Genomic DNA, 19,510 nt, shown 5'->3' on the forward strand with positions numbered 1-19,510 from the left:
CCGCGCGGGTAAAGCCTGAGGATGCAGTGGGGGGATTCCCCACGACAACACATGCAACCATGAGACACCGGGCGGAAAAAAATGAAAAGTCAGTCTCAGATGATCTTCTTACTGTTTATCGGCTACGTGGTCGTTTATATCGACAAAACCGTCACCGGCTTCGCGCTGCTGCCTATCGAAAAGGAGTTCGGGCTTAACGCCGAGCAGTTGGGCTACATTACCGGCATCTTTTTTCTCGCCTATTCGCTGTTTCAGGTTCCGGCGGGCTGGCTTAACGATCGCATTGGCTACAAAACCATGCTGGTGCTGTCGCTGGCGGCGCTGGGGATCTTCGCGCTGTGCTTCGGCCTGCTGGGAGCGAGCTTCGGCCTGCTGCTGCTGTTCCGCTTTCTGTCGGGCGTCGGCCACTCCGGCTATCCCTGCTCCTGCGCCAAAGCGGTGGTAAGCAACTTCACTCTTGAACAACGTACCTTCGCCCAATCAATATTGCTGTCGTCAGCGGGACTGGCGATGACCATTGGGCCGATTATCGCTGTTAACGCGCTGGCGCTGCTCGGCTGGCATCTGTCGTTCACCGTACTGGGGATCGTTGCCTGCGCTATCGCCCTACTGATCGCCCTGCGCGTGCCGCGCCGACAGCCGACGGCGGTGGTCGCGAAACAGAGCGCCGCTGGCGCCGCCCTGTGGCGTAACCCCACGGTTATCCTGCTCTTTCTGGCTATCTTTTGCGTCAATATTCCCAGCTATGGCCTGATGGCCTGGCTGCCGAAGTTTTTTGTTCAGAGTATGGGAATGTCGCTTTCTGCATCCGGCTACGTGGTGGCCGCGGGGGGGCTGGGGATCTGGATCTCATCGCTCGGTACCGGCTGGCTGGTGGGCAAATATTTTCTTAATCGCGAACCGCTGGTGATTGCCATCAGCGCGCTAATCAGCGCCGTGGCGATCTTCGCCATCTTCCACGCCCGGACGCCGCTTATCGCCAGCCTGCTGCTGTTTATCGGCGAAATTTTCCTGATGTCGACCTTCGTCACCGCCTTTACCCTGCCGATGAAGCGCCTGCCGGAAAATATGATGGGCTCGGCCATCGGTCTGATTAATACCGGTGGTACCCTCGGCGGCTTTGTCTCGCCGATCGTCATTGGCTATCTGGTGGAGAAAACCCACGGTTACGCCAGCGCTTTCCTGTTTCTTTCACTGGCGATGGTTTGCTCCGCGCTGGCGGTGCTGCCGCTCATGAAACGTAAAACCGTCGTCAGTCAGCCCGTTATTGATTGAAGGAGTCACTGATGCAACACGCCACTGAACAATTCATTTCCGCCGCGGCCGAGGAAGCGCTGCGCTGGCGTCGCCATATCCACGCCCATCCGGATCTGTCGTTTAACGAGAAGCCGACCGCCGATTATATCGCCCGCGAGCTGGCGCTATTTTCCGGCCTCGAGATAAGCCGCCCGCTGGAAAATAGCGTGATTGCCGTACTGCGCGGCGCGCATCCGGGCCCGATGTGGGCGCTGCGGGCCGATATCGATGCCCTACCGCTCCAGGAAGAGAGCGGAGAAGCATTCTGCTCAACGAAGCCCGGCGTAATGCACGCCTGCGGTCACGACGCGCATACCGCGATGCTGATGGGGGCGGCGAAAGTCTTGTGCCAGCTTCGCGAACAGCTGCACGGCAGCATTAAATTCATCTTCCAGCCAGCGGAAGAGGTGCCGCCGGGCGGCGCGCGTGAGCTGGTTAAATTGGGTGTGGTTGACGACGTTGAACATATTTTCGGCCTGCATGTTTTCCCCACCAGCCCGGTTGGCGTGATTACCCTGAAAGAGGGAGTGTACGTCGCTTCCAGCGATAACTTTGATATCACCATTCGCGGCAAAGGCGGCCACGGCTCGATGCCGCAGCACTGTATCGATCCGGTGACCATCGGCGCGGAAGTGGTCGGCGCGCTGCAGCAGATCGTCGCCCGCCATATCGACCCGTCCAACGCGCCGGTGCTGACTATCGCCACTTTTCAGGCCGGCGATAGCTATAACGTGATCCCCGACAGCGCGCGCCTGGCCGGGACGCTGCGTACCCATAGCCAGCAGGTGCGCGAGGCGGTACCGCCGCTGATGGCGCGGATTATCGACGGCATCACCGCCGCCCACGGCGCCAGCTACGAAATCAAATGGCAGCAGGGCTATGCGGTGGGAAACAACCACGACGCCACCAATCATATCGCCCGTGAAGCCATAGCCCGCCACTTCCCGGCAGGCACGCTACAGCTGCAGGATAAGGCGCTATTCGGCAGCGAGGATTTCTCCTCCTATCAGGAGAAAATCCCCGGAACCTTCCTGTTTATCGGCTGCGGCAATGCGCAAAAAGGGGCGACGTGGAACGTGCACAACCCGCATTTTCGCATCGACGAAGATGCGCTGGCGGTCGGCATTAAGACCCATATCGCGCTGGTGAGTCAGTTGCTGAACGAGGAATAATTCAGGCGATTGCCCGGCTATTTCACCGGGCAATCATTGCTGATTTTAATAAATTTCTCGTTATAGATAATGTAGTGGTTGCCGGGCTTACGCAGCGACGGCTGGCGAACGACATCGCCGGGGCGCAGATACCAGGCGTCACCCTCCTCTTCCGTGGTGTCGCATCCCGGTTTTATCAGCAGCTTAAACCAGGTATTGCCGGTATTACTGACGCTTCCCGCCGCTTTATCGAACGCCCATTTAAACTGAACCTGCCGCGGACGCACCACCAGAATGGTATCCATCACCACCACCGGCTCCATGCTGATCTGCCCGCCCGCCGGGGCGCGCATCACCAGGTTGCGGGTGGGAATTTCACGAAACGAGACCCGATAGTAGCGTTCGCGGTTATCCTTCGGCCCATGGTAATAGAACTTAAAATATTCACTTTCGCCCGCCTGCAGCGTCAGCTGGCGCGGGGCGAACAGCAGTTCGCCGTCCGCCGGGCGGGCACGAACCTCATGGCCGCCGGGCCGGTCGATACCCACCACCGACACCCGATATAGCCGCGCGCTTTTATTGTTGTTAATCACCCTTTTCGCCGCAAACTCAGCGTCAGAGGCCAGCGAAAAGGTCAGATTACCGACGGAAATCGCCTGCGCCAGCGGCGCGGCCAGCAGCCACAGGCTCGCCAGCGTCAGCTTAATTAATGTTACGCCACGTCGCCTGGACATGAATCTCTCCTGAAGCGCTGACCTCGCCAAACCAGCCGTTGTCGGTGATCGTACGCAACGAGATAGGATCGTCCATGGCGATCGAGAAGCGCACCGTTGTTTTATCCATTTGCCCCACATCGCCGGAAATATCATTCCACGGCGTAGTCAGCCACAGCGCATCGGTCATGTCGTGCCAGCTATCGTCGCAGCCGGCGTCATAGCTTTTCGTTGATCCGCTTTGGGTAATGAAGGAAAGCGATGCCGGGAATGGTACCTTCGCGGTGCCGTCCGCCGAGCTGAACAGGCAATACGAACGTCCGCCAATCGCCTGCGCCGGTCCGCTCACTTTAATCAACACCTCATCGGCGGCGGTTTTTCCACTGGTGGTAACGATGTAGCCGAAATCCAGCGCCGGTTCGCCGCTGCCAACATACCCCTCACGCGTGGGCGCCGAGGTGTACTCATCGGAGATAATGCTGATGCTGAAATCACGAGGTTTGATAATCAGGCTATTGGATGTCGAGAATTCATACCAGCCGGATTCCGGCGAAGTGGTGTTATAGAAACGGAAGTTAAACAAGTCCTTGGTATTGATGTCGCTAATCCCCAGGGCCACCATCTGCTTGAAAAAGTTACTCGAGAAAAAGACGTAGATAGAATCAGAACTTTTCATCTCGTTGAAAGTGTAATACTGGGAAATACCGCTTACCGGTTTCCACGAATTACCATTCAGACTGAACTGCATATCATAGCTGCCTACCGCCGAAGCTAACGCAGAGTTGCTGATTGCCGGGAAGATGTGAATCGAACTGTTGCTCAACCCGTTAGTCTGCAGAGCATAGTTAACCATTTTGCAGCTTAAACCAGAGCGAGAACCAATTGTTTGCGTACGGCAATCGGCATTGCCTTCGCCCAGCGTGGGCACGCCGTCGCTGTTGATAAACACTTCAGCCAGTGAGTGGGTGTTTATCAGGCGTAAGTGCCCCGCTTTGGTATGGGTTACGTCGCGGATATACCAGGTACCTGACGCCTGATCTTTACAACGCTCTCCTTTGCTCGCATCGTAAGCGACCGATGTCTGGCAGGAATTAATCGTCATCGTAAAACTACCGCCGATCGGCATCTGCTGCAGGTATTGATAAAAGGCATCGGACATCATCCCGTGACGCCATTTCGTCCCGCTCCCCGTTGAGACGCCGTAAAATCCATTAGCATCGGTTGACTGGGGTAAAATCAGGCTGGTTGCCAGATCGCATCCCGAGTACCAGTTAATACACCGTAAACCCAGTAAAGGGTGAGAGACCGGCGCATTATCCAGCCACATATCAAACCGGTAATTAGCGGAGATCCCATGGTTGTGACCATCATCGATATAACCCAGACTGACCTGACGGTACGCGGTATCGCCAGAACCGGTTGATTTTAACCCGGTCCAGCGGTTTGAGCCGGTCAGGCGGGGATCCAGCGCGCCGCCAGGGGTGACAAAGAAGTTGTCATCAGAGTTGTTCTCGACAAAGACAAATTCGCGCGCCGGAGCAGCGGCTTCAGAATATTTTGTCACCGCCGCCTTAGCGTTCATCGCCAGCGGCGCAATCGTCAGCGTCGCCAAAGCGAGTAGCCACTTAGCTTTCATTACCTTCTCCTGTCTGCTGCACCGCCGCCCATGAAGAGAGACCGCTGCATACCACGTCCCCTACCCACACCGCGCCGCGCGCCTGGCTGAGCTCCAGCGCCACTTCACAGGTTTTATTTCCGCCGTAGCTAAAATCGATGGTGGGATATTTTTTATCGACATCCATGACAAATTCACCGTTCTCATCGGTACGGGTGCGCCCGATATGGTTATTAATGCGCGCGTTCGCCAGCAGCGTGCCGTCTTCGGCGCGGATGCGCCCGGAGACGGTGACCATCTGCTTCACTTCCGGCTCGATCACCGCCACGTTACCGGGATAAAGCGTCAGGTGGCTCTTACGGCCGCTGACAATGTCGTAGCTGTCGATCGAGTTTTTACTGTTCTGCAGTTCGACTTCATAGCGGCTGTACGGCGACAGCGGCAGGTAGTTGCGTTTACCGCTGAGCTGCACGATGCGCCCGTTAACCTTAGCGCTGAGCTTGCCGTCGTCTTCCAGCCCGGTATTGAAGATCACTCCGGCGTTGCCATCGGTTCTCCCGCTGGCGGCGATGTTTTTCCCCTGCCAGCCGACGCTGCCGCTGGCGGTCAGGTTGGTGTTCACGTAGCCGTCGGCGCCGCTGTTGACGTTCAGCGTGCCGTTGGTGTAGCGCGTTTCGAACTGCGTATAAGCGCCGCCGCTTAAGGTTTTGTCGTCGCCGGTATCGCCGGAAATCGCCCGCGAAATATTGGCGCCGACGGTTCGAATCGCCCCTTCATCAAACTGCTTACGCGCCGAAATGTTGGCCATGGTATAGCCGTTCTGATGGGTCATGCCGGCGCTGAACCAGTTGCCCAGCGGCAGTGATAAATCGAGGGCGATATATTTCCCGGTGTTGGCGTTGCTATCGCCGTTGTTATAGCGCTGTAAGCCCGCGCGCAGGCCTAGCGAGCCAAAAGAGCCGCTATAAATCGTTTGGTAATAATCCGCCGTGTAGTAATGGCTGTTGTAGCGGCGGTCATCGTTGTAGCTGATGCTGAAAGTGCCTAGTTTTGACCACAGGGCGTTCAGGTTCAGCGTGCCGCCGATCGCCCGGTTATCGGCATCGCTGCGGCGCAGCTTATCGCCGATAACGGTCTTTTCCTGGTTAATCCACAGCGAGCTAAAGCCGCCGGGCAAGGTGGCGCTAACGCTGCCGATACTGCTCCAGGAACTGTCGCTGGCCAGCATGTTTTGCAGGTTGATATTCACCGCCTCGGTTAGCGGCAGCGTAATGCGCGTTTCGCCGACGGCGTTGCTATCGTAGCCGTAGCTGGTCGCCGCCCAACTGAGGGTGCTAAACGATCCGGAGGCCGATGCCCCCGCCAGCCAGCTCTCTTTCGCCGGCTGCGTCTTTTTACCGCTTTCCGACCAGCGGTCCATATGGAAACTGCCGCCCCAAATTTGCCAGGCCAGCGGCGCGCCCGCGCCGCGTCCGCGAGTAAACAGCTTGTTGACGCGTTGGGTGCGTTTGCTGACCACTCTTCCGTTTACGATAACTTCGACGTCAACGTCGTAAATACCGTACGGCAGGCCTCGGGTATCAACTTCATGATTCCCCATGACGAAGTTCTGCACGCTTAACAGGCGCCCGTCGCGCATCAGGTGGACCTCGCCTGCCGCCGGTAAGAATGCCACCACCGGCGTCGCCGACTGGCTGTTGTCAAATACCGTAGAGCTGGCCTGGTTTCCCCACGACGCGCCGTAGATTTTACCGGCCGAAATCGCGGTCATCGGCCCCAGCGATTGTAAGTTCCAGGTATCCAGCATCCCGCCGGCAAAACGGTGCCCGGCGAAGTCGCGCTCGTACATCGCTTTATACAGTTCATTGTCCTGGTGGCTGGTGCCGATACCGTACAGCGAGCCGTCGAGCACCACGTGATGCTCGCGCAGCGCGCTAACACTATTGAGTGACAGATAGCTGGAGGTATTGCTGCCGCCGCTACGCATCTGGTTGTTGTAGACCCCGAGGTTATAGGTGAGGTTATTACTGAAAGTTTTAACGCTCGACTGGCCAATATCCTCGCTGCGCGACCGCAGCACGGTTCCCAGCGCCTCACGTTTCACCACCAGTTGCAGCAGCAGCTGGCGCAGACTAAGTTGCAGCTGCGCGGCATCGGTTAAGGGGATCTTCAGCGCGTCGTTGAAAGCCTCATTGGATAAACGGCTGAGCTGTTGACGCGTCTCGTTGCTGACGCGAGCGTTGTCATCGCCCTCTTCAAGGGTGATTTGCCGGACCCGCAGCACATCGCCATCAAGCCAGATATACGCGGCGCCGATACGCTGATCGTTTTGATTATCGCGGCTGCCTTCAAGATGAATAAACAGAGGAATGCTCATGCCGTCCTGCAAAGCCTGGCTGAAAGCCTGCGGGATAATCACGCCGCCGATTTGCTGCACGCGCTCGGCGGCCATGCTGTCGCTATAAGGCGCCAGCAAAAGAACCATGCCGGAGGCAAGTAGCGCGTTCAGTCCAGGGGTGATCCGTCGTAAAGGCATAGTCTTAATCCATCAGCACACATGTCTATTTCACGGGAACAAACTGCTCGCCCTGCCAGAGCGCGACCCGTCCTTTTTTGTCAGCAATATTGACGCGCGTGAAGCGACGCGATTTCCCCGGCATCAGGTAGTAGTTTTCTTTGCACTCTTTGCCATCGGCGATTTTCAGACACGGGCCGTAGGCGATAATGCGCAGGGTGGCGTTACCGGTATTGGTCAGCGTGTCGCCGGCAAACTGATAGCGAAAATTAGCCTGACGCGGCGCCACCACCAGAATGGTGCCGATGCGGGCTGAAGCGGTGGCCACGGCGCTGCGCTGGGAGCCATTGCGCTGGGCATCGCTTAAGGCCTGATCGAACCAGACAATGCGGTAGTAGCGCTCTTTATCATCCGCCGGGCCTTTGTAGAAAAAGCGCACCACTTCACTGGCCTTTGCAGGCAACAACAAACTGGCGGGAGTCAGCAGGATTTCGTCCTGTTTATCCATCGGGATAACCTTGCCGCCTTCCAGCGGTGAAGAGAGACGTTCCAGATGAATGTTGATTAAGCGGCCGCTATCGGTGGTATTTTTGATCTCTTTACTTAGCGTGCTGCTGCCGCTGTTCATAAAGGAAGAGATATCGCCGACATCCAGCGCCAGCGCCGGATTCGCCAGCCCCAGCAGCAGGCCAATGGCCAGAAGATGTTTTTTCATAAGCGTTCAGTCCTTGAAGAGGCAGGGGGAGTCCCCCTGCCCGGTGCTACGAGAAAATCAGCTGGTCCAGGTGGCGTCGAACTGCACGCTCACGTCACCGCTCCAGATCCCTTCCGGCAGCGTGCTGTAATCGGTTACCGCGGTGGCGCCGTCGGTGGTACCGCTGATGATGGAGAAGTTAAAGCCGTCCTGCGCGGTGGTGCGGCCTGCGGTGTTGTAGCCGTTAGACAGCGCGCTGAGGTTGCCGCCCAGCACGCCGTTAGCGGTGTCGATCATAATGGTGTCAGCAGTCTTCTCTACCGCGACGCCGTTATAATCCACGCCCACGCTCAGCGTTGAGCCGGAGGTATCCAGCTGGGTCAGCGTGTTAGTGATAAGACGTGAAGTCAGTTTGAAGGCAGTCGCCGTGGTATCGCCTTCAACCGCAACATCAAACAGACCTTTTTGTGAGTTAAAGCCCTTAATCCCTTCGGCATACTGGAAAGCCAGGCTGCCAAGCGGGGTAACAACCAGTTTGCTTGAAGTGTCTTTTTTCGCGGTTGCAGACCAGGTAGCCACGGCCTGAGCAGTAACATCAGCAGCCTGAGCAACACCCATTCCAGCAAACGCCGTTACCAGAGCAATAGCAATAACCTTTTTTTTCATAGCTTTTTCATCCTGAGTTTAATTAAGGACAAGTCGTCCCGGTGTACCACTAAATAAACGTTACATAACTAATTTATAAATTTTCGAATACAGCTTGGCCTCAGCATTTCGCCGATGGGTGTAAATAGTTTTCACACTGCAATTTTCAATTCTGGCGATAGATTTCGGATGCATTCCCTGGGCCGTCATTCTGATCACCGTCATTTCCCGGTCAGTGATTTTTTCTTTCTTAATATCTTTGCGCAGAAACCGTCCATTAATTACATAGGCCAGTTCTTTTCTTATATCGCGCGCGAGGTCGACATACACCACGCCGCGAATATCACCGTTGTAATACCAATAATTGGCTAACGCTTCTGACTTTCTCGCGGCAATCAAAATGATTTGTTTGCCCTTGGCCTTAGCTAACCAGTCGTTGTCATAGCGAATAAAGTAATTTAATGCATTAGTACTCAGATTGATAAACAAAAAGTCCTTACATATTTTATCCAATGACAAATAAATAAGCTCTTCAATGTCTAAAATGAGTTCCGATAAGCCTTTTAAAAAATAAGTATCATGTGCTGGCCAAATACACTTATCAAGGGAGCATTGATCGTCCATATACTGTTTATCCTCTTCATCCTGGAAATACTACCTTTCACCCCATCGCCGATAGCCAGGCCTGCAGAGTCTAAACCTGCAATTAACCCCTGTTGAAATTATTTATAATAAAATACCAGCGCCATTATTTAATCATTAATAATGCCGAAATTATTTATCGATTTATATTTTTTGTTGGATTCAAATTTAGGTTTTTTCTGATTAAGTGTCAACAAGCAGGATGTGAAGCTAATTCTCATTTATGTCAATTTTTTGCTTTTCCCAGAAATCCTATTTTTTGCTCAAAAACAAAAAACATTTAATTTCATGTGGTTATTGATCGAAAATTCCTACAATCCTAATCGGTTATTATATCGTCCAGGATCATAACCCTATTTCATTAGGAATATTCTTAATAGATAAGATAAATGACTTTGCGAAAAATCTTAATAACACACAAAAGTAAGAATATAATACCATAAAATAGCAAATTATAAGACGATCAACTCAATCATAAGCTGCATGAATGGTTTTAAGCACCGCACAAAATGCCTAAACATAAACAAAAAAACCGCTTGCAGAGGACTATTAATCCCATGAAAGAATGATATCTAAGAGAATGAGATTAGTTCTCATATTTCTTTCTTATTTGCTCTCATTTTCATTAGTGTAGCCCATCACGCTATGTTTGCCGCTGGCATGTTTCTTTTACCTTGCAGATAAGCGTTTCATCACGCTTTCATTATTTTTTCGCCTTACCGTCATCGAAAGTTCACACAAAACGCGATTAATAGTGACCAGTTTATGACGAACCAGGACACTCTTATGAACAGCTCTCTTGCCGCGGTGGCGGAAACCGAATTTTCGCTAATTACGCCCATCGCCCCAACCCGGCAGCGGAAAGTCTTAAGCGTGCGCAACCTGAGTAAATCTTATAATGCGCAGCAAACCGTTCTCGATAACATCAGCTTTGACCTCCATGCCGGCGAGCTGGTGGGAGTGATTGGCCGCTCGGGAGCCGGGAAATCCACCCTGCTGCATGTCCTGAACGGCACTCACAGCGCCACCGGCGGTGAAATTCTCAGCTTTCCGGAAGTCGGTATGCCGCATGATGTTTCACGCCTGAAAGGACGCGCGCTCAATGCCTGGCGCAGCGAGTGCGGGATGATTTTCCAGGATTTCTGCCTCGTACCGCGTCTTGATGTGCTGACTAACGTACTGCTCGGTCGCCTGAGTCAGACCTCAACCCTGAAGTCGCTGTTTAAGGTTTTCCCCGACGCCGACCGGGCACGCGCCATCTCTCTTCTCGAGTGGATGAATATGTTGCCGCACGCCCTACAGCGGGCGGAAAACCTCTCCGGCGGCCAGATGCAGCGCGTAGCGATTTGCCGTGCGCTGATGCAAAACCCCGGGATCCTGCTGGCGGATGAACCCGTCGCCTCGCTCGATCCCAAAAACACCCAGCGAATTATGAACGTACTGCGGGAAATCAGCGGCCAGGGGATTAGCGTGATGGTCAACCTGCATTCGGTCGAACTGGTCAAAGAGTACTGCACGCGGGTGATTGGCGTCGCCAAAGGCCGCATCATTTTCGACGATCATCCCGCACGGCTGACTCAGGATGTTCTGCATCAGCTGTATGGCGATGAAATTAGCCAGTTGCATTAATTTCCTTTAGTTAAAAACACACGGGCAAAATAATGAACAAACATATTAATGGCGCAGTTCGTTTATCCGCAGCAATCGCAGCTCTGTTACTGACGTGGCAAGCGAGCGCCGCTGAACAGCCAAAGGAATTAAATCTGGGGATCCTCGGCGGTCAAAATGCCACGCAGCAAATTGGCGATAACCAATGCGTTAAACAGTTTCTTGATAAAGAGCTGAAGGTCGATACCAAATTACGTAACTCATCCGATTATTCCGGCGTCATTCAGGGACTGCTGGGCGGTAAAGTCGATGTCGTATTAAGTATGTCGCCTTCTTCTTATGCCTCGGTCTATATCAATAACCCGAAAGCCGTCGATATTGTCGGTATCGCCGTTGATGATAAAGATCAGTCCCGCGGCTACCACTCGGTGGTCATCGTCAAAGCTGACAGCCCGTATAAAACGCTGGACGATTTAAAAGGCAAAGCTTTTGGCTTCGCCGACCCGGATTCCACATCCGGTTATTTAATTCCGAACCACGCCTTTAAACAGAAATTCGGCGGCGACGCGGACAATAAATACAATAACTTCTTCTCCAGCGTCACCTTCTCCGGCGGCCACGAGCAGGACATTCTCGGCGTACTGAACGGCCAGTTTGCCGGCGCGGTCACCTGGACCTCAATGGTCGGCGACTACAACAGCGGCTACAGCGTGGGCGCTTTCAATCGCCTGATTCGCATGGATCATCCGGATCTGATGAAGCAAATCCGGATTATCTGGCAATCGCCGCTGATCCCGAACGGCCCGATCCTCGTGAGCAATGCGCTGCCGGCGGACTTCAAAGCCAAAGTCGTCACCGCGCTTAAAAAACTGGATACCGACGATCACGCCTGTTTTGTGAAAGCGATGGGCGGAACCCAGCACATCGGCCCGGGCAGCGTGGCCGATTTCCAGCAGATCATTGATATGAAACGCGAGCTGGTTAGCGCGCGTTAATCCCGCACCGATGCCGCCGCCCGCAAGTCAATGCGGACGGCGACGCTACGTTAAAGACCTTTTCGCCGCATGAATAATACCTATACCGAATTCGAACGTTACTACCAGCAGGTCAGGACGCGGCAAAAGCGCGATACCTTCGGCTGGTCGCTGGTGCTGCTGGCGCTCTACTTTGCCGCCGGGCACGCCGCCGAGTTTAATCTGTTCACCATCTGGCGTTCTCTGCCAAACTTTCTCGACTATATGTTCGAGACGCTGCCGACGCTGCATCCGGGCGTTCTGTTAGCCGATTCACATACCAAAGGCTCGCTGGCGTACTGGGGCTATCGCCTGCCGATTCAGCTACCGCTGATTTGGGAGACGCTGCAGCTGGCGCTGGCTTCCACGCTGGTGGCGGTCGCGGTAGCGACCATACTGGCTTTCCTCGCCGCCAATAATGCCTGGTCACCCGCGCCGCTACGCTTCGCCGTTCGCGTGCTGGTAGCCTTTTTACGCACCATGCCAGAGCTTGCCTGGGCGGTCATTTTCGTCATGGCGTTCGGTATCGGGGCGATCCCCGGTTTTCTGGCGCTGATGCTGCATACGGTTGGCAGCCTGACCAAACTGTTCTATGAAGCGGTGGAAAGCGCGCAGGATAAACCGGTGCGCGGGCTGGCGGCCTGCGGAGCATCGGCGCTGCAGAAGGTGCGCTTTGCCCTGTGGCCGCAGGTGAAACCGATTTTTCTCTCCTACGGCTTCATGCGCCTTGAGATTAACTTCCGCTCATCCACCATTCTTGGTCTGGTGGGCGCCGGCGGGATCGGCCAGGAGCTGATGACCAACATTAAGCTCGATCGTTACGATCAGGTCAGCATGACGCTGCTGCTGATCATTATTGTGGTGTCGCTGCTGGATATGCTTTCCGGCCGCCTGCGCCAGTGGGTTCTGGAGGGGAAAAAATGAGTCAATGGCAACATCAACCGGATATCGCCGCCAGCCGCCGCCAGCATCAGGCGCTGTATAAGACCCAAGGGCGATACCTGCGCTATGTCGGTCTGCTGGCGCTGGCGAGCGTACTTTATTACACCTGGTTCTTTATGCAGTTCGGTATCAGCAGCGAACAACTGGCGACCGGTTTACAGCAGATGGGGCGCTATCTGCTGCGGATGTTCGTCTGGCACGACTTCTGGAACTGGCCGTTTGCCTATTACTTCACGCAAATCGCCATTACGCTTGCCATCGTCTTCGCCGGGACGATTACCGCGACGGTCATCGCGCTGTTACTGTCATTCCTGGCCGCGCGCAATATTATGCGCGGCGTGATTCCCGGCATTATCGCCATGTTGATGCGCCGCTTGTTCGACATGCTGCGCGGTATCGATATGGCTATCTGGGGTCTCATTTTTGTGCGCGCCGTAGGGCTTGGGCCGCTGGCCGGGGTACTGGCGATTATTATGCAGGATACCGGCCTGCTGGGCCGCCTGTATGCCGAAGGCCACGAGGCGGTAGACCGTTCGCCTGGCCGCGGCCTCACCGCCGTCGGCGCTAATGGTCTGCAGAAACACCGCTTCGGCATTTTCACCCAGTCGTTCCCGACTTTCCTGGCGCTGAGTTTATATCAGATTGAATCCAATACCCGTTCCGCCGCGGTGTTAGGTTTTGTCGGCGCGGGCGGGATTGGCCTTATCTACGCGGAAAATATGCGTTTGTGGAACTGGGACGTGGTGATGTTTATTACTTTGTTGCTGGTGGCGGTGGTCATGGTGATGGATACCCTCTCCGCCTGGCTACGCCGCCGTTATATCGGCGGCAGCGTAGTGCCGTTGTATCAAAGCCAGCAATAACCCCCTCTCCCCGGTGGCGCTACGCTTACCGGGGCTACCAATCAGGGAAAACGTCTCGTTATTCGATCCGCCACGCCAGCACCGGCCAGCCGTGCCGGGCGTTGGCTGCCAGCAGCTGCGGACACGGGTTGACCAACCGCACGCGATCCGCATGCAGGCACAGGGGCAGGTCGTTTATCGAATCGGTATAAAAAGTGACTTCGCCAGTATAGTCAGGATGCGCCTCGCGCCACTGCGCCAGGCGCGTCACTTTACCCTGCTGATAACTCGGGGTACCGGCAATCACACCGCTGTAGCCGCCATCCGCCATTTCAACATCAATACCCAACGCCTGTTCAATCCCCAGCTCGGCGGCTATCGCCTGCACCAGCAGCGTTACCGAGGCGGAGATCACCAACATTTTCTCCCCTCGCGCCTGTAGGGTCCGAATAACGTCCCATGCCTGCGGGTAGACCCGCGGCAACACCTTTTCGCGCACGAATCGCGCCACCAGCGTATCCACCTGCGCCTGGGGGATGCCAATCAGCGGCGCCTGAATCAGCGCGACATAATCGGCGATATTCATTTCCCCGCGGTCGTAATCCGCCATCAGCAGCGCTTCGCGCGCCAGATATTCCGGGTCGCTCACCCAGCCTTCGCGCACCATGAACTGGCTCCACAGCGTACTACTGTCCCCTTTAATCAGGGTGTTATCCAGATCGAAAATCGTCACAGCATTAGACATCGGTCATTTTCCATAATCAGCAATATAAGCCTGCGAGAGCATGTATAAAGAAGATGACAGGAGCATGATCCGGCTGCGTTTCAGCCTACCCCGCCAAAGCCCATCGCCAGCAGCACCAGTAGCAATAGTAGCGGGTAGATCCGCACGTGCCAGCGATCGGGAAGTTTTGCCAACCAGCGCGATGCGCCCCGCAATCCCAGCCAGCTCCCGGCCACCAGCAGCCCGGCCGCCAGCCACCAGATATTACCGATGAAACCGGAGGGCAGCGTCGCCATCGGCGCCATCAGCAGCCACGCCAGACTGGCGGTCGCCGCCAGCGGCAGGGTCAGCAGGTTGGCCATCGCCGCGGCCTGCGCCATCGTCGCGCCACGCCGGCGCATCAGCGGCACGGTCATCACGCTGCCGCCAACGCCAAGGAAGGCGGCAATCAGGCCAATCCCGCCGCCAAGGATAGTCTCGCGCCCCGCGCTCGACGGTGCGCAAGCCGCCGACGGCGCCATAAAGCCGGGGCGAACGTAGCAATCCACGATGGTCACCGCCAGGTACAAAATGAACAGCCAGCGGATCCACTCGCCGTTGACCCTCAGCGCCAGCGCCGCGCCGGCAATACCGCCGATGGCGATGCCGCCAAGTATCGGCAGCAGGGAGCGCCAGTGAACCGTTCCGGCGCGCAGGTGGCGGCCGCTTGCCAACAGCGACGTGCACAGCATCACCAGCGCCGACGTCGCTACCGCTATTTGCATCGCCTGACCGCCTACTGCGCCCTGATGGCTCAGCAACAGGTAAAGCAGCGGCACGGTAACAAAGCCGCCGCCGAAGCCAAACAGCCAGGTAGTTACCCCGGACAACAGTCCGCAAACAAAAAGCCCAAATATCATCTACCGTTCCTCCATTCAGGGAGGTAACGATATAGAATAGCGAAATGGCTGACTTACGATTAAAGGCCAATATATTACGATTTTCAGCCAGGAGAGTACGCATGCGCAATATCGCGATTAACGAAGTCGATCATCTGCCGCGCCGGGTATTGGGTCTGGGGAGCGATTATCCGCCTGACACCCTTTTACCGCGCCATCATCATCGACGAGCGCAGTTTCTCTATGCCGTGAATGGCTTGATGAAAGTCGAAACCGATGACGGCCAGTGGCTGGTGCCACCGTTCAGCGGCGTATGGATACCCGCTAACAAACCGCATCGCGTCTGGATGCCGGGCGTGAGCACCCATAGCCTGTATATCGAACCGCAGGACGCGCCGCGCGCCGGGGTACGCTGCGAAGTATTGCAGGTTTCGCCGCTGCTGCATCAACTGCTATTGGCCGCCTGCCAGTTGCCGCTGTTGTATGAAGAGAGCGGACATGATGCGGCGCTTATCGCCCTATTACTGTTTGAACTGCAGGCCGCCCCGCCGCTGCCGATGTTTACGCCGCTACCGCAACATCCGCGGCTGGCTGAACTATGCAGCGCGTTTCTCCGCCAGCCGGAGATTCACAGTACGCCGGAGCTGTGGGCCCAAAAGATGAATAAAAGCCTGCGCACCTTCAACCGCCGCTTTTTGCAGGAGACCGGGATGGCGTTTCGCGACTGGCGTCATAAAGCCTGCCTGATGTACGCTCTCACCGCCCTGCGAGAAGGACGAAGCATTACCGACGTGGCGTTAAGCCTTGGCTATGAGCATCCGGCGGCATTTACCGCCATGTTCCGCAAAGCGATGGGCTATGCGCCAGCCTCTTTTATCCGCCATCTTAAAGGAGGCACGCCTGTCTCTCGCGTCAGATAAATAAGAACATACTGATTCCGGCCTGTTATATTTTGATTTAGATAGTAAACATTTATTAATAAATAAAATCACCGCGTTTACTATCTGAAAAATGTGCTTATTACGGTACCGGCGAATTTATGCCTGCGGTACGTAAGTTTTCGTAAATTTTGCGTTTCATCATTCTGACGTTTCCCTGAATACGCTATAAATGGCGACGGTCGATCCCTAACATGAAAATAACGACATGAAGCCCAAACTCACCCACGCTTTATTACTTGTTCCTTTATTGATTTTGGCAGGATGTTCATCTTCCCCAAAAAAACCGCCCAAGGCGGTGGCGCAGCATCATTACGAGCCAATCGACAGCGGCTCCGACGATCTGATACCGGTGCTGGCCGCCCTGCACGATCAGATGCACACCTGGGACGGCACCCCTTACGAATGGGGCGGCACCGACCAGAGCGGCGTCGACTGTTCCGGCTTTGTCTGGCGTACGCTGAAGGACCGCTTTAATCTGCCAATGGACCGCGTGACCACCGGCGATCTTCTGCATATGGGCGTGCGCGTTAGCAAGCAGCAGCTGCGGCCTGGCGATTTAGTCTTCTTCCGCATTCACGGCGGCATGCACGTCGGTTTCTACGATACCGACCATAACTTCCTGCACGCCTCCGCAAGCCAGGGCGTCATGCGTTCGTCGCTGGATAATCCGTACTGGAACCGCGTATTTTATCAGGCGCGGCGCTTGCCGAAGGAATATAACGCGCAGATCACCATGAATAACGACAATCTGCATCTGGCGAAAAACCGCTAATCCTGACAAATAAAAACCGCGGCGCTCAGGGCCGCGGTTTTTATTTTTCTTGCGCTCAGTTTTATCAGAACTGATAGGTCATCCCCAGCGCGACGATGTCGTCATCGTTAATACCGAGCTTATTATCGCTCTTCAGCTGGTTAATTTTGTAATCCACAAAGGCGTTCATGTTTTTGTTGAAGTAGTAGGTCAGGCCGACGTCAATATAATTGACCAGATCTTCGCTGCCGACACCTTCAATATCTTTGCCTTTCGACAGTACATAGCCCAGAGACGGACGCAGACCGAAGTCGAACTGATACTGGGCGACCGCTTCAAAGTTCTGCGCTTTATTAGCAAAACCACCGCTGATCGGGGTCATTTTACGGGTCTCAGAGTACATTGTCGCCAGGTAGATATTGTTGGCGTCGTACTTCAGGCCGGTAGCCCAGGCTTCCGCTTTGGAGCCCTGGCCGCGCGCCAGCAGGTTCTGATCGTTGGTACGGTCAGAACTGGTATAAGCCGCACTGACGGCGAAATCACTGCCGCCGAAATCATAGCTTAAAGAGGTGCCGAAGCCGTCGCCATTCTGTTTTTTCGCTTCACGGCCTTCGTTTTTGCCCTGGTATTGCAGGGTCATATTCAGACCATCGACCAGGCCGAAGAAATCGGTGTTGCGGTAGGTCGCCAGGCCGCTGGCGCGTTTGGTCATGAAGTTATCGGTCTGTGCGGAAGAGTCGCCGCCGAACTCCGGGAACATATCGGTCCAGGCTTCAACGTCGTACAGCGCGCCGAGGTTACGACCATAGTCAAATGATCCAAACTCTTTTAACTTCACGCCGGCAAACGCCAGACGGGTTTTCTGCGAAGAATCGCTTTCGGTTTTATTGCCGGAGAATTCGGATTCCCAACGGCCATAACCGGTCAGTTGATCGTTGATCTGCGTTTCGCCTTTGATACCGAAGCGAACGTAGGTCTGGTCGCCATCCTTGCTGTCATAATCGCTGAAGTAGTGCATGGCTTTCACTTTGCCGTACACGTCCAGTTTATTGCCGTCTTTATTGTATACTTCCGCTGCCTGTGAAGCCGAAGAAGCAACAAAACCCATCATCATTAATGCCAGTGAACGCTTTTTCATTATGTGGTCCTGGTGATTTATCTACACGCGCTAATCAATTCCGGGCGAAAGCCCCGTCAAAAACTGGAGGTTTTTTAACGCTGTAGTGTTAAATATTTATGACGAAATGGAACTTTTTATAAAAAAGAATGTTTAAATATTTCCGTCATAAATATGTCACCTTGCCTGCGCAGAATGCCCGATCCGCGCAATAAAATGGCTTGACCAATACGCCAGCAGTTGGCAAGCGGCCTGACTCCTGTTACAACATCAGCTCGATCTCGATATTCCTTTTGAACGGCAGAAAATCATGAGTGATAGCCAGACGCTGGTGGTAAAACTGGGCACCAGTGTTTTAACGGGCGGATCCCGACGCCTGAACCGCGCCCATATCGTTGAGTTAGTGCGCCAGTGCGCGCAACTGCATGCCATGGGGCACCGCATTGTGATTGTGACTTCCGGGGCCATCGCCGCCGGACGTGAACACCTCGGCTACCCTGAACTGCCCGCCACCATTGCCTCAAAACAGCTGTTGGCGGCAGTCGGCCAAAGCCGTCTTATCCAACTGTGGGAGCAGCTTTTCTCTATTTACGGCATTCATGTCGGCCAGATGCTGCTGACCCGTGCCGATATGGAAGATCGCGAGCGGTTCCTCAACGCCCGCGATACCCTGCGCGCGCTGCTGGATAACAATATTGTGCCGGTCATTAATGAGAATGACGCCGTCGCCACCGCTGAAATCAAAGTCGGCGACAACGATAATCTTTCCGCCCTGGCGGCCATTCTCGCCGGCGCCGATAAACTGCTGCTGTTAACCGATCAGCCGGGACTCTTTACCGCCGACCCGCGCAGCAATCCGCAGGCTGAGCTTATTAAAGATGTCTACGGCATCGATGACGCGCTGCGCGCCATCGCAGGCGATAGCGTTTCCGGCCTCGGCACCGGCGGCATGGGCACCAAACTGCAGGCTGCGGACGTCGCCTGTCGCGCGGGCATCGATACCATTATCGCCGCCGGCAACCGCCCGGACGTTATCGGCCACGCGATGGAAGGCCTGCCGGTGGGCACCTGTTTCCACGCTCAGGAATCACCGCTGGAGAACCGCAAACGCTGGATCTTCGGCGCGCCGCCGGCCGGTGAAATCACCGTCGATGCCGGGGCGACCCAGGCTATTCTGGAAAGAGGAAGCTCATTGCTGCCAAAAGGCATCAAAACCGTCAGCGGGAATTTCTCCCGCGGCGAAGTTATCCGAATCCGCAGTAGCGAAGGCCGCGATATCGCTCACGGCGTAAGTCGCTATAACAGCGACGCCCTGCGCCTGATCGCCGGGCAGCACTCGCAGCAAATCGATGCCATCCTCGGCTATGAATACGGCCCGGTGGCCGTCCATCGCGACGATATGATTACCCGTTAAGGAGCTGAA

At 55.1% G+C, this 19,510-nt stretch carries 18 protein-coding genes; 9 read left to right on the plus strand and 9 right to left on the minus strand.

Annotation, left to right across the window (positions count from 1 at the left end; genetic code table 11):
* Positions 1–81: 81 nt before the first annotated feature.
* Positions 82–1,275, plus strand: a complete 1,194-nt coding sequence (locus tag KGA69_RS01020; protein ID WP_045391018.1) for an MFS transporter — start codon at positions 82–84, stop codon at positions 1,273–1,275.
* Between the two features lie 11 nt (positions 1,276–1,286).
* Entirely contained in the window at positions 1,287–2,468 is a 1,182-nt protein-coding gene (locus tag KGA69_RS01025) for an amidohydrolase (protein WP_045391021.1), read from the plus strand.
* A 17-nt stretch (positions 2,469–2,485) separates the two neighbouring features.
* Here the strand turns inward: KGA69_RS01025 and KGA69_RS01030 are convergent, their stop codons facing one another.
* The 6 genes from KGA69_RS01030 to ecpR are packed head-to-tail and all read right to left on the minus strand — an operon-like array spanning position 2,486 to position 9,253.
* On the minus strand, positions 2,486–3,181 hold the full coding sequence (locus KGA69_RS01030) for a fimbrial biogenesis chaperone (protein ID WP_015704522.1): 696 nt from the start codon (positions 3,179–3,181) through the stop codon (positions 2,486–2,488).
* Entirely contained in the window at positions 3,150–4,742 is a 1,593-nt protein-coding gene (ecpD, locus tag KGA69_RS01035) for a fimbrial adhesin EcpD (RefSeq protein WP_223683745.1), read from the minus strand. The genes KGA69_RS01030 and ecpD overlap by 32 nt, the downstream gene beginning before the upstream one ends.
* Positions 4,743–4,785: 43 nt before the next feature.
* The gene (locus KGA69_RS01040; protein WP_213292742.1) at positions 4,786–7,311 is read right to left on the minus strand and encodes a fimbrial biogenesis outer membrane usher protein; all 2,526 of its coding nucleotides are present in this window, start codon (positions 7,309–7,311) and stop codon (positions 4,786–4,788) included.
* Between the two features lie 25 nt (positions 7,312–7,336).
* A complete protein-coding gene (locus KGA69_RS01045) occupies positions 7,337–8,005 on the minus strand; it encodes an EcpB family pilus assembly chaperone (protein WP_045391028.1) in 669 nt (222 codons plus the stop codon).
* A gap of 57 nt (positions 8,006–8,062) precedes the next feature.
* Complete coding sequence (gene ecpA, locus KGA69_RS01050; protein ID WP_047046013.1) at positions 8,063–8,650, minus strand: common pilus major fimbrillin subunit EcpA; 588 nt, start codon at positions 8,648–8,650, stop codon at positions 8,063–8,065.
* A gap of 60 nt (positions 8,651–8,710) precedes the next feature.
* Positions 8,711–9,253, minus strand: coding sequence for an ECP biosynthesis operon DNA-binding transcriptional regulator EcpR (gene ecpR, locus KGA69_RS01055; protein WP_045380896.1), 543 nt, complete (start codon positions 9,251–9,253; stop codon positions 8,711–8,713).
* An 804-nt stretch (positions 9,254–10,057) separates the two neighbouring features.
* On the opposite strand from ecpR, the gene phnC reads away from it, so the two are divergent.
* The 4 genes from phnC to phnE (KGA69_RS01075) all read left to right on the plus strand — a co-directional run bounded on the left by phnC (position 10,058) and on the right by phnE (KGA69_RS01075) (position 13,697).
* Entirely contained in the window at positions 10,058–10,900 is an 843-nt protein-coding gene (phnC, locus tag KGA69_RS01060) for a phosphonate ABC transporter ATP-binding protein (RefSeq protein ID WP_045391032.1), read from the plus strand.
* Positions 10,901–10,932: 32 nt separating this feature from the next.
* The gene (gene phnD / locus KGA69_RS01065; protein ID WP_015368085.1) at positions 10,933–11,874 is read left to right on the plus strand and encodes a phosphonate ABC transporter substrate-binding protein; all 942 of its coding nucleotides are present in this window, start codon (positions 10,933–10,935) and stop codon (positions 11,872–11,874) included.
* A 69-nt stretch (positions 11,875–11,943) separates the two neighbouring features.
* Positions 11,944–12,816: a phosphonate ABC transporter, permease protein PhnE gene (gene phnE, locus KGA69_RS01070; protein WP_045391034.1), complete on the plus strand. Its 873-nt coding sequence runs from the start codon at positions 11,944–11,946 to the stop codon at positions 12,814–12,816.
* Entirely contained in the window at positions 12,813–13,697 is an 885-nt protein-coding gene (gene phnE / locus KGA69_RS01075) for a phosphonate ABC transporter, permease protein PhnE (RefSeq protein WP_045391036.1), read from the plus strand. The genes phnE (KGA69_RS01070) and phnE (KGA69_RS01075) overlap by 4 nt, the downstream gene beginning before the upstream one ends.
* A gap of 58 nt (positions 13,698–13,755) precedes the next feature.
* Here the strand turns inward: phnE (KGA69_RS01075) and KGA69_RS01080 are convergent, their stop codons facing one another.
* Together KGA69_RS01080 and KGA69_RS01085 are read right to left on the minus strand one after the other, a co-directional pair.
* Entirely contained in the window at positions 13,756–14,421 is a 666-nt protein-coding gene (locus tag KGA69_RS01080) for an HAD family hydrolase (RefSeq protein ID WP_045391038.1), read from the minus strand.
* Positions 14,422–14,501: 80 nt separating this feature from the next.
* A complete protein-coding gene (locus tag KGA69_RS01085) occupies positions 14,502–15,299 on the minus strand; it encodes a sulfite exporter TauE/SafE family protein (protein ID WP_049061919.1) in 798 nt (265 codons plus the stop codon).
* A 101-nt stretch (positions 15,300–15,400) separates the two neighbouring features.
* Between KGA69_RS01085 and KGA69_RS01090 the strand changes: the two genes are divergently transcribed.
* Together KGA69_RS01090 and KGA69_RS01095 are read left to right on the plus strand one after the other, a co-directional pair.
* Entirely contained in the window at positions 15,401–16,198 is a 798-nt protein-coding gene (locus KGA69_RS01090; protein ID WP_045391044.1) for an AraC family transcriptional regulator, read from the plus strand.
* Positions 16,199–16,424: 226 nt separating this feature from the next.
* Positions 16,425–16,991, plus strand: a complete 567-nt coding sequence (locus tag KGA69_RS01095; protein WP_032707509.1) for a C40 family peptidase — start codon at positions 16,425–16,427, stop codon at positions 16,989–16,991.
* Between the two features lie 64 nt (positions 16,992–17,055).
* Here the strand turns inward: KGA69_RS01095 and phoE are convergent, their stop codons facing one another.
* A complete protein-coding gene (gene phoE, locus KGA69_RS01100) occupies positions 17,056–18,108 on the minus strand; it encodes a phosphoporin PhoE (RefSeq protein ID WP_015368078.1) in 1,053 nt (350 codons plus the stop codon).
* A 289-nt stretch (positions 18,109–18,397) separates the two neighbouring features.
* On the opposite strand from phoE, the gene proB reads away from it, so the two are divergent.
* Positions 18,398–19,501 carry a glutamate 5-kinase gene (proB, locus tag KGA69_RS01105; protein WP_015368077.1) on the plus strand — a complete coding sequence of 368 codons (1,104 nt, stop codon included), beginning with the start codon at positions 18,398–18,400 and terminating at the stop codon, positions 19,499–19,501.
* The last annotated feature ends 9 nt before the right edge of the window (positions 19,502–19,510 follow it).

The sequence above is a fragment of the Klebsiella sp. A52 genome (assembly GCF_018388785.1).
Lineage (GTDB): Bacteria > Pseudomonadota > Gammaproteobacteria > Enterobacterales > Enterobacteriaceae > Klebsiella > Klebsiella aerogenes.

Bases quoted from the DNA above. Each gene is read 5' to 3' on its own strand.
- KGA69_RS01025 (WP_045391021.1), top strand. From the start codon at position 1,287: ATGCAACACGCCACTGAACAATTCATTTCCGCCGCGGCCGAGGAAGCG.
- phnE (WP_045391036.1), top strand. From the start codon at position 12,813: ATGAGTCAATGGCAACATCAACCGGATATCGCCGCCAGCCGCCGCCAG.
- KGA69_RS01095 (WP_032707509.1), top strand. From the start codon at position 16,425: ATGAAGCCCAAACTCACCCACGCTTTATTACTTGTTCCTTTATTGATT.
- ecpR (WP_045380896.1), bottom strand. From the start codon at position 9,253: ATGGACGATCAATGCTCCCTTGATAAGTGTATTTGGCCAGCACATGAT.
- proB (WP_015368077.1), top strand. From the start codon at position 18,398: ATGAGTGATAGCCAGACGCTGGTGGTAAAACTGGGCACCAGTGTTTTA.
- phoE (WP_015368078.1), bottom strand. From the start codon at position 18,108: ATGAAAAAGCGTTCACTGGCATTAATGATGATGGGTTTTGTTGCTTCT.
- phnD (WP_015368085.1), top strand. From the start codon at position 10,933: ATGAACAAACATATTAATGGCGCAGTTCGTTTATCCGCAGCAATCGCA.
- KGA69_RS01045 (WP_045391028.1), bottom strand. From the start codon at position 8,005: ATGAAAAAACATCTTCTGGCCATTGGCCTGCTGCTGGGGCTGGCGAAT.
- KGA69_RS01080 (WP_045391038.1), bottom strand. From the start codon at position 14,421: ATGTCTAATGCTGTGACGATTTTCGATCTGGATAACACCCTGATTAAA.
- ecpA (WP_047046013.1), bottom strand. From the start codon at position 8,650: ATGAAAAAAAAGGTTATTGCTATTGCTCTGGTAACGGCGTTTGCTGGA.
- KGA69_RS01040 (WP_213292742.1), bottom strand. From the start codon at position 7,311: ATGCCTTTACGACGGATCACCCCTGGACTGAACGCGCTACTTGCCTCC.
- phnE (WP_045391034.1), top strand. From the start codon at position 11,944: ATGAATAATACCTATACCGAATTCGAACGTTACTACCAGCAGGTCAGG.
- KGA69_RS01090 (WP_045391044.1), top strand. From the start codon at position 15,401: ATGCGCAATATCGCGATTAACGAAGTCGATCATCTGCCGCGCCGGGTA.
- KGA69_RS01020 (WP_045391018.1), top strand. From the start codon at position 82: ATGAAAAGTCAGTCTCAGATGATCTTCTTACTGTTTATCGGCTACGTG.
- ecpD (WP_223683745.1), bottom strand. From the start codon at position 4,742: ATGAACGCTAAGGCGGCGGTGACAAAATATTCTGAAGCCGCTGCTCCG.
- KGA69_RS01030 (WP_015704522.1), bottom strand. From the start codon at position 3,181: ATGTCCAGGCGACGTGGCGTAACATTAATTAAGCTGACGCTGGCGAGC.
- phnC (WP_045391032.1), top strand. From the start codon at position 10,058: ATGAACAGCTCTCTTGCCGCGGTGGCGGAAACCGAATTTTCGCTAATT.
- KGA69_RS01085 (WP_049061919.1), bottom strand. From the start codon at position 15,299: ATGATATTTGGGCTTTTTGTTTGCGGACTGTTGTCCGGGGTAACTACC.